The organism is Enterococcus sp. AZ141 (genome assembly GCF_051714385.1).
GTDB lineage: Bacteria > Bacillota > Bacilli > Lactobacillales > Enterococcaceae > Enterococcus_D > Enterococcus_D entomosocium.
Genome location: NZ_JBIORT010000001.1, coordinates 976,369 through 988,887 on the forward strand (window position 1 = coordinate 976,369; position 12,519 = coordinate 988,887).

The 12,519-nt window shown below is 45.6% G+C and carries 10 protein-coding genes; 2 read left to right on the forward strand and 8 right to left on the reverse strand.

The genetic code is table 11. The annotated features are described in order from the left end of the window. Nucleotides 1-116 precede the first annotated feature (116 nt). The gene (locus tag IGI89_RS04555; RefSeq protein ID WP_016611628.1) at nucleotides 117-1,031 is read left to right on the forward strand and encodes a LysR family transcriptional regulator; all 915 of its coding nucleotides are present in this window, start codon (nucleotides 117-119) and stop codon (nucleotides 1,029-1,031) included. Between the two features lie 65 nt (nucleotides 1,032-1,096). On the opposite strand, the gene IGI89_RS04560 is transcribed toward IGI89_RS04555, so the two are convergent. The 3 genes from IGI89_RS04560 to IGI89_RS04570 form a co-directional block, all read right to left on the reverse strand. Then, a complete protein-coding gene (locus IGI89_RS04560) occupies nucleotides 1,097-2,038 on the reverse strand; it encodes an FAD:protein FMN transferase (RefSeq protein WP_438735372.1) in 942 nt (313 codons plus the stop codon). Nucleotides 2,039-2,174: 136 nt separating this feature from the next. Further along, entirely contained in the window at nucleotides 2,175-3,383 is a 1,209-nt protein-coding gene (locus tag IGI89_RS04565; protein ID WP_438735373.1) for an NAD(P)/FAD-dependent oxidoreductase, read from the reverse strand. A gap of 31 nt (nucleotides 3,384-3,414) precedes the next feature. Further along, the gene (locus tag IGI89_RS04570; protein WP_438735374.1) at nucleotides 3,415-4,317 is read right to left on the reverse strand and encodes a prenyltransferase; all 903 of its coding nucleotides are present in this window, start codon (nucleotides 4,315-4,317) and stop codon (nucleotides 3,415-3,417) included. Nucleotides 4,318-4,410: 93 nt separating this feature from the next. Here IGI89_RS04570 and IGI89_RS04575 point away from each other — a divergent pair, with 93 nt between their 5' ends. Then, entirely contained in the window at nucleotides 4,411-5,391 is a 981-nt protein-coding gene (locus IGI89_RS04575) for a polyprenyl synthetase family protein (RefSeq protein WP_005226544.1), read from the forward strand. A 54-nt stretch (nucleotides 5,392-5,445) separates the two neighbouring features. On the opposite strand, the gene cydC is transcribed toward IGI89_RS04575, so the two are convergent. The 5 genes from cydC to IGI89_RS04600 form a co-directional block, all read right to left on the reverse strand. Next, entirely contained in the window at nucleotides 5,446-7,206 is a 1,761-nt protein-coding gene (gene cydC, locus IGI89_RS04580; protein ID WP_438735375.1) for a thiol reductant ABC exporter subunit CydC, read from the reverse strand. After that, a complete protein-coding gene (gene cydD, locus IGI89_RS04585) occupies nucleotides 7,199-8,920 on the reverse strand; it encodes a thiol reductant ABC exporter subunit CydD (protein ID WP_438735376.1) in 1,722 nt (573 codons plus the stop codon). The genes cydC and cydD overlap by 8 nt, the downstream gene beginning before the upstream one ends. Beyond that, nucleotides 8,917-9,936, reverse strand: a complete 1,020-nt coding sequence (gene cydB / locus IGI89_RS04590; RefSeq protein ID WP_438735377.1) for a cytochrome d ubiquinol oxidase subunit II — start codon at nucleotides 9,934-9,936, stop codon at nucleotides 8,917-8,919. The genes cydD and cydB overlap by 4 nt, the downstream gene beginning before the upstream one ends. Next, entirely contained in the window at nucleotides 9,933-11,363 is a 1,431-nt protein-coding gene (locus IGI89_RS04595) for a cytochrome ubiquinol oxidase subunit I (protein ID WP_005232838.1), read from the reverse strand. Before IGI89_RS04595 ends, cydB begins: the two co-directional genes overlap by 4 nt. Before the next feature lie 182 nt (nucleotides 11,364-11,545). Further along, complete coding sequence (locus tag IGI89_RS04600) at nucleotides 11,546-12,511, reverse strand: Rgg/GadR/MutR family transcriptional regulator (RefSeq protein ID WP_061053539.1); 966 nt, start codon at nucleotides 12,509-12,511, stop codon at nucleotides 11,546-11,548. Nucleotides 12,512-12,519 lie beyond the last annotated feature (8 nt).

Below are 12,519 nucleotides of genomic sequence, written 5' to 3' on the forward strand. Positions count from 1 at the left end.
CTTCCCCAAGTACCCATTAAGTGTACGGCTGAATTCTTTATTTGTGAAATATTTATTTAATTATCTATCGATAACAAATTTGTTATAATGAGAAAAATGACTAGGAGGACAACGCGATGGCACTTAAAGATTCCCATCTGATGCTGCAATACCTCGATACCTTGTTAAAGCATAGCAACTACACCAAAGCCGCCAAAGATCTCTACATTTCACAGCCTTACTTGACGCAAACCGTGAAACGAGCCGAGCAAGAGCTAGGGACCCCCATCATCAATCGGCAGCCGGGACATTTTCAACTGACGGAAGCTGGTAAAATCTATTATCAATATCTAGAAACCTTGGAAACAGAATCTGCCAAATTGAAAAGTCGGCTGTCTTGGTATACCGCGACCGAGAAGCGTTCTTTGCGCTTAGGCATCTTGCCAAGCCTTGGTTCTTACCTGCTGCCGCTCTTTTTGCCTGCGTATTATGAACACTATCCCAACGTGCACTTTTTCTTGCGGGAAGACCTGCCGAAGCACAATGAAAAACGCCTGCTGAATGGGCAGCTGGACTTTTTTATCGGACAAAATCCTGAGACGATCGCACCGAATCTAACGGTCCACAGTACCAATCAAGAACGGTATCTAGCGATCATTCCGCCTTGTTCTTCCCTGTATCAACCAGGGAGGCGGTATTTAGCGCCTGATTCATTGGCCGTCAAAGACTTGCTGCAAAGTCCATTGATTTTGACCGCCAGCGGCTCGGCGATTCGGCGCCAAATCGATCAATTGCTGCAAAAATACAAAGTAGAGGCGACGGTTCTCATAGAAAGCAGCAATATTTATACAGCAGCGGCATTGGCAGAAAACAACCTTGGGATTGCGATCGTACCAGAAAGCGTGCTACAAGCAGCGACCGCGACCCCTTTTAATCTTTATCCAATGCCAGAGGAACTCTTGTCCCTCACCTATTTTATTGCCCACCAAGCCGAACGGGCATTGTCAAACAGCGAAGCCGCCTTGATCGAGGCCTTTTTGCACCACGTCTAACTTTCCTTTTTTACAAAAAAAACAAGCAGCGATCACCTATATTCCTAGGTGATCGCTGCTTGTTTTCATTCTGCTGTTGGCGTTTCGATCAAACGTGCTAATTCTTGCGGATAGATGAGTTCTCCTTGTTTGGTAATGACTAATCCAGTGATCCCTTCTAACGGCGCCAGCTCCTGCAAGATGGCTGGTGGCTCTTTGCCGAATAAGCGGGTCGTCCAAATCTCTCCATCAACCGATTTGTCGGATAGAATCGTGACACTGGCAATGGCTGACTCTAACGGATAGCCCGTTTCTCGATCAAAGATATGATGATAGGTCTTGTCCGCTACCTGATAGGTTCGTTCATAGATCCCTGATGTAACGACTGACTGATTGTGTACCTTCAACGCGGCGACAAAATTCCCTCTTGGCAAGAACGGATTTTGGATCCCGATCCGCCAATAGCCATCAGCATGGCTCGGGGCATCGCCGTAAGTCACCACATTGCCCCCAAGATCGATCAAAGCGGCTGTGACACCGACCTGCTTGAAATACGCCATCAACAAATCAGCAAAATACCCTTTCGCAACGGCCCCTAGATCAAGCTTCATGCCGGCAGCTAACCCAACGGTCTGCAGCGTTTCATCCAAAACGATCTTGGCGGGATCAGTCTTTGGCAGCAGTTCAGCGATTTTCTCAGGCGTTGGTAGATGGGCATCTTGAAACCCGATTCGCCATTCCTGCACTAAAGGACCGATGGCAATATTTAAGTAGCTATCTTTTGGCAAGCTATGGGTTTTCCCTAGTGCGATCAATTCAACCAATTCCGGTGTGGCGGCGATCGCTCCTTGTCCTGCCTGCTGATTGATCTGCATCAACTCAGACGTCGGGTCATTGGCACTAAAACGCTGTTCAAAGGCCGCAGCTCTTTTGGCTGCTTCCTCTAAAATCACTTCTGGGGTTTCATGCTGCACCCAAATCGTGATCACTGTTCCCATTCCCTGTAACACTCGTTGGCCTTCTGGCATTGTCCTTGCTCCTTTGTTCTGTTCTTTTGGCTATCATAGCAGTTTCTGGGAGAAAAAAGTAGTCTGCGGGATACCCCTGCTGCTTTTTTTGAAAAAAAACTGCGAGGTCACCCTCGCAGTCTGCTGTTTCTATTGCTCAATGATAAAAGTCGAAGCGGCCTTTCGCCAATACTTCTTTGACCCCACCGGTTTGGTACAAGGAACGGTCCATAATGGCTTTTTTCACCACGGAAGCGGGATAGCCTTTGATGCCCATTTTCCCTACTAAGCCAAAGGCATGGGTATTGCCGATAGACGCCACTGAACCTAATGATTCAAAGTGGAAATCTGTTGGTTTTTCCCCGTTCATTTGACGTAAGATATTTTTACCCGCATGCTGCCCCATCTTCAAAGCGATTTGAGCTGTTGTTGGATACGGGCGATTGGTCGCTGGGTCCATGACTGCTGAAACATCACCGACAACATAGACGTTACTATGATCAGGGTCTGTTAGGTCTTGATTGACCATCACACGACCACGACGAGCAGAAAAGTCTGATTCAGCCATCACATGGCTGCCGCTGACGCCTGTGGTCCAAACGATGGTTTTGGCTGATAATTCAGCTGTTGCTCCTGTATCGGCATCATCTTGATAGACAACGACACCCGGTTTGATTGATTTGATGGGTTTACCAGTCAGGAAGTTCACGCCCCATTTAACGAGATTTTTGATCCCATAATCCGATAGTTTTTCATCAAACATCGGTAATAAACGAGTCACTGCTTCGACACAATACAGTTTGATGTCTTCTGGCTTGACGCCTGCTGCTTTCGCAAAGGTTTTACGGTTTTCCACCAATGAACCTAGCAATTCGATTCCGGTAAAACCAGCACCGCAGACAACGATTTTTAGGTAGTCAGGATTTTGTGTTTCTTTGTATGCCTTCATTTGTTTCAACAAATGATGATAGATGTTTTCTGCGGAGTCGACATCCACCATTTCCAACGCATGCTCCTCGACACCAGGAATCCCAAATGATTCTAATTCAAAGCCTAACGCCACGATCAAATAATCATACGTGCACGTGGATTGATCTTTAAAAACGATCACTTGCTGGTTACGATCGATCGACGCCACTTCCTTTTGAACAAAGCTCGTCTTTTGGGGACGAACGACATCATTGATGGGATAGCAAATGCGGTCTCTTGGTTGCGTACCAGCCGCAACTTCATGAAGATCGGTTGCCTCATAATGATAATCGTTTTTGTCGATCAATGTGATGTGAAACGCTTCTTTTGCTCCTTGCAGTACGTGCAATGCTCGCAATCCAGCATACCCTGCTCCTAAAATGACAACTTCCTTCATGTTTCCTTACTTCCTTTCTTTGCTGTAAAAATTATAAAATCAAACCAATCGCAAAACTCAGCACTTGTACGCATGCTCCGACCGCAAGGATCCGAACGGCACAAATGAAGGTCTCTCTTTTGATTTGTTTTTGCATAAATCGTTTTGTCTGTTGCCAGACAAAGGGCGCCGCGAAAAAGGTCAGAACCAGTGACCAAGGCGCAATGTTGAGGGCAACTGAGGCAATGATAGCAACAAACGCCAAGACGTTCATCGCGATAAATAATTTCAACGCACGGGCTTTACCAAGGTAATGCACCAGCGTATAGCGCTCATTTTTTTCATCCTCTTCCAGATCACAAATGTTGTTTGCCAGCATCAAGTTGGCGATCCATAATGTGTTGGGCAATGAGATCAAGAAAATACTGCCAATCGTGGCAATGTTCCATTCAAAGGTTTGATAGGCATTGAGATAGACACAGATCAATGAGATCATAAAGCCCATCGTAAAGCCGGAAAAGAACTCGCCTAAAGGCAAACTAGAAAGCGGCCGTGGACCAGAGGAATAAAAGATCCCGACTAGGTAACAATACAGCCCCATCCAAAAGAGCTGCCAGCCAACCACCATTGCCAAGGCGATCCCCATGGCGGCGGAAAGGATGATCATGGAGACCATCAACCAAAAAACCAATTTGACAGACAACTGCTCCCGACCAATAATATTGGTTTTTTCTTTGTAATCATGCCCTTCTGTGGCATGATGGTAATCGTTGTAGTTATCTAAAATATCCACCGCCATATTGAAAATCAGCATGGCAATGAAATACAACAAGACATAGCCAAGATGAATCGTTTGATAATTGTACCAGCTGTAGCAGACACCAATAAAAAATGGCAAAATACTGGCGGTTTTTGCTTTAAATTCGACAAGTTCTAAAAATACAGGTAGCGTCACAACTCCACCTCCTTTAGTGAGTGCATTAAACTAGTCAATCACGCCCCTTTACGCTAGAATAAGGGCTGAATGACTGTTAGAAAGGGTTATACTATGTTTGACTTTTGGATCGATTATCCGACGATCGAACAACGATTGAAAACCGTATGTTCCATCATTGAAGAACACGTTACTGTTCGTAACAAAGAGATACAAGATGTTTTGATCGACTTTACTTATTCAGGTGGAAAAATGCTGCGGCCAGCGCTCTTTTTTTTGTTTGCTGACTTAGGCGATCCCCATTATAAAAAAACCGACCAATTAACAAAAATTGCTGCTTCTCTAGAAATTTTACACATGGCCACTTTGATCCATGATGACATTATTGACGATTCGCCGCTGCGGCGCAGTCAAGTCACTGTTCAAGCCAAATATGGCAAGGATATCGCGGTCTACACGGGTGATCTTCTGTTCACCCAATTTTTTGAGCTTTTGATCGAAAGTATGAATGGCTCCCCGTTTTTAAAAACCAACGCACAAGCCATGAAACGACTCCTTTTAGGTGAACTTGATCAAATGCACACTCGCTACAACATCCATGAATCGATTGACGACTATCTACAAAGCATCAACGGCAAAACCGCTGAACTGTTTTGGCTCGCTTGTCTCGAAGGCGCTCATTTTGGCGGCCTCGACACAGAAAACCAAGAACGAGCTGGTGAGATCGGTCGCAACATCGGGATCGCCTTTCAAGTATTCGACGATATTCTCGACTACACCTCTGATAGCGGCACCTTGAAAAAACCGATTCTAGAAGATTTGGCGCAAGGGGTCTATACCTTGCCGCTGCTATTTGCCAAAGAACAGGCACCTGCAGCATTCGCTCCTTATTTGAATAAAAAAGCAGCACTCTCCTTGGCAGAAGCCCAAGAAGTTGCGGATCTTGTCGTCCGTTACGGCGGTGTCGAAAAAGCGCGCGCTTTCGCGGTCACCTACACGCAAAAAGCCTTAGACGACATCGATCTGCTGCCAGAAGCACCTAGCAAAGCCAAAATTCGTTCATTAACTGAACTGCTCTTGCAGCGCAATTACTGAGCCATAGCGCAATGATAAGAAAAGCGTCCATCACTGATTGATGGACGCTCTTTTTTATCGTCGTCCTTGGTCAATGGCCAATAAGTGTTGAAAATGTTTATTTTCTGCGGCCAATTCGGCAGGTGTTCCGCTCATGGTCAACTGACCATCTTCAATAAAAAGCACACGATCCATCATCGAAATTCCTTGCAAGTGGTGGGTGATCCAAATGATCGTTTTGTTCTCCAGCACTTGGAAAAAGGTTTCAAGTACGCCTTGCTCCGTGATTGGGTCTAAGCCGACGGTTGGCTCATCCAATAAGATGATCGGGGTGTCTTTTAGCAAGATCCGCGCCAATGCCAAACGATGCCGTTCCCCGCCGGAAAAACGCAAGCCGGCTTCATCCACCATCGTCGCCAAGCCATTAGGCAAAGCTGCCACCATTTCTTTCAACCCGACTTGCTCCAGTACGCGCCAGACTTCTTCTTCCGAAGCCGACTCATTGCCTAGCCGAATATTATTCAAGATGGTCGTATGGAAAAGATAGGGACTTTGATTGATGACACCGATCAAGTCACTGATTGACTCACTCAATGCCGTCACTGGCACGTCATTTAAGGTGATCGACCCTTGCGTCGGTTGCAGATCGCCTCGCAACAAGGAGGCAAATGTACTTTTCCCAGAACCGCTGCGGCCAAGGATTGCTAGTTTTTGATGCGCAGGAATCGTTAGATCCAGCCCATGAAGCACTTCTTTGCCTTCAGGATACTGAAAATGCAAGTCCTTGACTGTGATCGACACGAGACCCGTCACTTCAGGTACTAACGGTTGCTCCATGGAGACCTCTTGGCGATTTTCTTCTGGCAATGCATTGAAGCGATCGATGGAGTCTTTGTACCGATTGGTTTCTTGAGCAGCTGACGGTAATGGCGCAAATGCATCAACTAAAGGAAAGACACACAGGACAAAGGCAGCGATCCAGTTGGCTGCTCCTCCGTGGTTACCTGGAAAGCGAATGCTGGTCCAAAGCAGCAATGCGACAGCGATCACCCCAAAGATGCTTTGTAAAAGAAAATCACGCCGGCGATCAAAGGACAGCATCTGTTCATCCACCGCCCGCAACTGCGTTTCCAGTTCCTTATGGGCAGCCACGTACTCGCTCCCTCTTTGAGAGAAGACCCAATCAGAAACCCCTAATACATTATCCGTCAGTGTCGTATACAAGTTGTTTTTCATATGTTTTTGCTTTTCTTGCCGCGCGCCGTTGATGATCACCGACCAAAGTGGCAAGACAAAGACGATGGTTCCTAATAGCAGCAGCATAACCAAAGCAAACCACCAAGAAAAATAGCCGAGTCCAATGATCAAGAACGCATACAAGATCCAAGCGATCACAGTAGGAAAGATCGTCCGCAAATACAGGTTTTGAATATGGTTGATATCTTCTGCCAATAAGCCCAAGATATCCCCCGTGCGATGCGCTTGCTTAAAGAAGATCGCATCTTTTTCTACTACGTTGTACAATTTCAAACGTAAATTAGAGGTCATGCGCAAGACCCAGCTATGACTGGTCAACCGTTCCAAATAGCGAAAGACTGGACGGCCGATCCCAAACGCTCGGGTCAGTACGATCGGGATGTAAACCAATAGAATGTTTTCTGGGATCGATGCCGAGCGGCTGATCAGGTACCCCGAATTAAACATCAGTGCACCGCCACAGAAAAAGGTCAAGAAGCCTAGGAATAAGGCCAACGCCAAAACGTTTTTGTATTTTGACAAGAAAGGCTTGACCCAGGTATCGGTTTTCAATGAGCGCAATAAGCCGATTTTATTCAAGCTGTTCCCTCCTCATTCCATTGACTAGTTCTGTAAAAGCACCTTGCTTTTGCTGCAGTTGTGTCAAGGTGCCTTGTTCCACGATTCTTCCTTGATCCATCACGATGATTTCATCCATTTCTTCCATCCAGTGCAAGCGATGGGTTGCAAAAAAAACTAACCGGTTTTCCATCAGCGGCAGCATCCGTTCCTTTAAGGCCACTTCGGTTTCAATATCCAAATGAGCCGTTGGTTCATCAAACAAAAGAATCTTTCGTTGCTGGTCTAAAAAGGCACGGGCTAACGCGATCCGTTGGGCTTGTCCACCACTTAGATGCCGTTCCCCTTCTCCTAACATCGTGTCTAACCCTTGCGGCAGCTCTGCCAAAAGCTCAGTCAAACCTGCCACTTCAATGGCTTTCAGTACGGCTTCTTTGGTAGCTGTCGGCTGATAAAACGCGACATTTTCCTGCAAGGTCAACCGATAGATATAAGGATTTTGCGGAATATAGATCAGCTGTTCTTGCCAGCTTGCTTGGCGAAAGGCCATGGTTTGGGCTCCTCCAAGAGTGATCTCGCCACTGTCTGGCACGAGAAAGCCACTCAAAGTATTGATCAAGGTAGACTTGCCAGAACCGCTCAGACCGATGATCCCGATCTTTTTGAAGCCAGTCACGTTCAAGTTGATATCCCTCAAAGCTGCTTTTTCCTCGTAGGAAAAAGCCAGCTGATCAATCGTTAACTGGGTGTCTTCCTGCCAACGAGGCACCGTTACTGCCGGTACTTGGGCTTCCGGCTGATGCAAGATCTCCGTCACCGCAGTCATCGCATTTTTCCCGTCTAAGGTTGCATGATAATCACTGGAAAAGTCGCGGATTGGCAAGAAATATTCTGGTGCTAAAATCAAGATAGTTAACGCCGGAAACAGCAAGATCCCTTCATTGATCAGCCGCAAGCCTAGCAAGACTGCCACGACGGCAATCGATAAGGTCGTGAAAAAGTCTAAGGCGAAGGTCGATAAAATACCGACTTTTAATGAAGCCATCGTCGCTTTCCGAAACCGTTCGCTGGAAGCAAAGATACTTTTGCCATATTTTTTACTGACCCCAAACAATTTCAGCGTGTCGATCCCTCGCAAAGAATCGATGAAATGATTGGACAGTAGTTGAAAGGTACGGTATTGCTTTTCCGCTTTGCTTTGGGCGGCATAGCCCAAGATGATCATAAAAATGATGATCAAGGGGAACACCAACAGCAAGACCAAGCCGGATTCCCAATCCAGATAAAAAACGAGTGCCAAAATGACCCAAGGAATGATCGACATATTCATGATTTTGGCAAGAATCAATTTCAAGTAGTTTTCAACTTGATTGATCCCTTCCAAGACCATCGTTGTTACATTTCCCGTCCCTTGTTGTTGTGCGATCTGAGGACCGACCCGAAACAATTTCTCCAACAATTGATCCCGCAAATCGGCGGCTTGCTGGTAACTGTAATCATCGAGTCTTTTGGAACGGAAATAGATAACGGCTTGCCGGGCGATAAACGAACAAAAGAACAGCAGAATCCAGCCCCACTGTTCCTCTAATGGTCGTCCTTCCCATAAGCCAGTGATGGCACGTGCCAATCCATACGCCTGCCCAATAATGAAGAGCGCCTGCAGGAACGAAAGTCCCGCAAGCAGCCCTAAAAGTTGTTTCATTCCTGGGAGCTTCATGATTTGTTTATCAATCATTTATACCCCTCCAACGCCTCCGTATGACTGATCCGCTTACGGAAGATATAGTAACTCCAAGCCGTATAGGCCAAGACGAAAGGCAAGATCGTCAGTGAAAGATAACTCATGATCTTCAATGTGTAGCGGCTTGAAGACGCATCAGCGATCAACAGGTCATAGCTTGAATCGATCGAACTGATCAAGACTCTTGGGAATAACCCTGTGAAGATCAATGCCACCAAAGCGATCAACGTCAAGCCGCTCGCAATGAAAGCCATCATTTCTTTGCCTTTAAAGACGCCGATATTTGCAATCAGTGTCAGTACAACGATCACAAGCAACAAACCAAGCGTTGTCGCAAAATGATTCTCAAAGAAATCCGTTTGGAAGTAAAGCATCACAGCAAAGACGATTAAGCCTGCATATAGGATGCCATAAAAAATACTTGCATAGTTGCGTGCCCGTGCCCGAATCGGACCTTCCGTTTTCAAAGCGATATAGTTTAATCCGTGCAAGTAGCACAACAAGGTCAACGCGATCCCGCCAACGATTGAAAAGGGATTGACGTAATCCGTAAAGGTTGCGGTCATGTTGCCATCTTCACCCAAAGGCATTCCTTGGATCATGCTGACAAACATCAGACCGAAGAAAAACGGTACGATCGTACTGCCGATCGTCAACGTCCAGTTCCAAATGTTTTTGTGCTCTTTCGGGAAGTTCGCTCGAAACTCAAAGGAGACACCACGAATGATCAACCCAACTAAGATCAACAGCAAAATCAAATAAAAACCGCTGAACAAAGAAGCATACCAGTATGGAAATGAGGCGAACATCGCTCCGCCGGCGGTCAATAGCCACACTTCATTGCCATCCCAGACAGGCCCGATCGTTTTAACGATCTGGTCTTTTTCATCTTCATTGTGAGCCAATGTCTGCACAGACATCCCCACACCAAAGTCAAACCCTTCTAAGAAGAAGAATCCGGAAAATAAAAGCCCAATCAACGTGAACCATAGTAATTGCAGACCGGTCATCCTTCAAACGCCTCCTTATCAAATGGGTCTTCGTACCCATCTTGGTTGTCTCCTTGGCTGATTTCACCAAAGGCTTCTTTTTCAGGTCCATGATCCATTTCCCGTTTCACAAGATAGACCATTGTTCCGCCTAAGCCAGAGAATAAGAGGAAGTAAACGATATTTGAGATCAAGAGAGAGGTCACGGAAACGTTTGGTGACACACTATCTTCGATCGTAAACAAGCCGTAAACCGTCCATGGGTAACGCCCTAACTCCGTGATCAGCCAACCAGCTGTATTGGCAATAAATGGGGTGAACAAAGTGATTGCCACTACCCAAAGTAACCAGCGTTTTTCAAAGAGCCATGGTTTCTTCTTACGCGTAAAATACAACCCCAGACCAGAAACCAACAGCATCAAGGCACCAAAACCAGCCATGATCCGAAAGCTCCAAAAGAGTGTGTTGACCGGCGGGTAGTAATTCCGGTCGCCGTAGGTTTCAATCAATTGCTGATTGACCGTATCCATCCCATCGATTGAGCCGAAGGGTTCATTGAAGGCTAAGATACTCAACATATATGGAATCGAAATACCGAAAACTTGGTGATGTTCCGCTTCATTCGCCCAAGCAACGACAGTCCAAGCCGCAGGACTCCCGGTATCTTCATAAGTTCCTTCCATTGCGGCAAATTTCATTGGTTGTTCTTCAACCAAGTATTTCATTTGTTCATCCCCGGCTAGCAAGACGGTGAATGAACCGAACAATGCCACCGCAAAACCGATCCGCATTGATTTTTTGAAGAAATCGCGGTCAATGTCTTTGTCTTTCTTCAATAGACGAAAGGCTGATAAACCAGCAACAATGATCCCACCCATCGTGATGGCTGCGGTGATCACGTGTAAAAACTCATACCACACTTGTGGATTTGCCAATAATGCACCGAAGTCAGTCATTTCTGCCCGGCCATTGTTCAAGGTATACCCCACTGGATGCTGCATAAAACTATTGGCAGCTAAGATCCAAAACGCCGATAGCATCGAACCAAGCGTCACCAACCAGAAAAAGGTGGCGTGCAGCTTGGGACTGACCCGATCCCATGTAAAGATCCACAGTCCTAAGAACGTCGATTCTAAGAAGAACGCCAACAAAGCCTCCAAAGCCAAGGGCGCACCAAAAATATCCCCGACAAAACGAGAATAGTCTGACCAGTTCATCCCAAATTGAAATTCTTGAATGATCCCTGTCACGACCCCGACAGCAAAACTTAATAGAAAAATATTTCCCCAAAACTTCGTCATCCGGCGATATTTTTCATCTTTTTTGATCACATAAAGTGTCTCCATAATTGCAACGACGACACCAGTTCCGATCGAAAACGGTACAAAGAAAAAGTGAAAAATCGTCGTCATCGCAAACTGGATTCGCGCTAGTGTCACAATATCCATCCTACATCCTCCTATTTCATAAAAAAGTGCATTAAAATAATTCTAAAGAAAGAAAAATTCCAACTTCGAATATACTCCTCTAATCAGTAAAAAAGAAGCAAATTGCTTGCATTTACTGATTTTTAATCACTTCCTCTCCGATTCTTAAACATAAGGCGCTTTCATCAGCGGAATATAGCTTTTTAGGGCTCTTCCCACCCGTAACGAGTTCCCTCAGAAAGCAAAGGATCACTCAATAAAATTCCCGGGAAATCCTCCTTTAAAACAAACGTGCTTAATGACTGATACATGGAAAACGTGGTCTTCATCCCTAATCTTTCCAATTGATCTAACGTTTGTTGCATTAAGTCCGCCGCTTTTGGCTTGTTTTGTTTTAATAGACATGTCCAGCCTTCAAAAAACGGCATAAAGATCGCTTGCTCAATGTGTTCTTTTTCATAAACATGATCTCGCCATAAATGAAAGGTCTTTTCCGCATAATCCACCTCATCAAAAACAGCAAAGACGGAAAACACCGTCTCAAACGTGTTGTATAGAATATCTTTGTTGCCGGGGATTTTTGCAAAGCGCTGACTCTTTTTGATGGCGATCGTCAAACAGCGCCAAAGCAAAGCTGGCTCCATCGAAACTGCTACGCGGGCAAATAGCCGCAGCTCATAAACACCCCATGTATCGGTATTCAGCAAGTAATGTTTTGCAGAGTCCAAACAATAATTGTGTTTCGGGTACGCCTCCTGGATGGGCACCCCTTTAAAAAGCTCCTCTTTCATCAAGTAGTCAAAACGGATCAGTTGTAAGAAGTGGTCCAGCTCCAAGGAGTAATGTCGTTGAAAGTAGGCGGTCAGCTTTTGATATTTCTTTTTTAGTTTAGGTACTTCATCAATAGATTCGATCCCCATCGAACGGACATAGTCGACCATTAGCTTTTGAGCCTCCGAATGATGCTCCCCCGTATGCAGCAGCTGAAATTCAGCAAAACTCACTTCCAATTTATCTAGCAAGCGATGAAATCGTTCGCAGGAAATCGTCGTTTTGCCATTTTCAAATTGCGATAACAAAGACATCGACAATTGTTCATCCACTAATTCCTTCAATAGTAAGCCTTTGCTTTTGCGAAGCTCTTTCACTGTCGCACCATAATTGTTCATTTTTTCAC

Coding starts and splice junctions, on each gene's coding strand:
- IGI89_RS04595 (WP_005232838.1), bottom strand. CDS start 11,363: ATGGATATTGTGACACTAGCGCGAATCCAGTTTGCGATGACGACGATT.
- IGI89_RS04575 (WP_005226544.1), top strand. CDS start 4,411: ATGTTTGACTTTTGGATCGATTATCCGACGATCGAACAACGATTGAAA.
- IGI89_RS04565 (WP_438735373.1), bottom strand. CDS start 3,383: ATGAAGGAAGTTGTCATTTTAGGAGCAGGGTATGCTGGATTGCGAGCA.
- cydB (WP_438735377.1), bottom strand. CDS start 9,936: ATGACCGGTCTGCAATTACTATGGTTCACGTTGATTGGGCTTTTATTT.
- IGI89_RS04555 (WP_016611628.1), top strand. CDS start 117: ATGGCACTTAAAGATTCCCATCTGATGCTGCAATACCTCGATACCTTG.
- cydD (WP_438735376.1), bottom strand. CDS start 8,920: ATGATTGATAAACAAATCATGAAGCTCCCAGGAATGAAACAACTTTTA.
- IGI89_RS04600 (WP_061053539.1), bottom strand. CDS start 12,511: ATGAACAATTATGGTGCGACAGTGAAAGAGCTTCGCAAAAGCAAAGGC.
- IGI89_RS04560 (WP_438735372.1), bottom strand. CDS start 2,038: ATGCCAGAAGGCCAACGAGTGTTACAGGGAATGGGAACAGTGATCACG.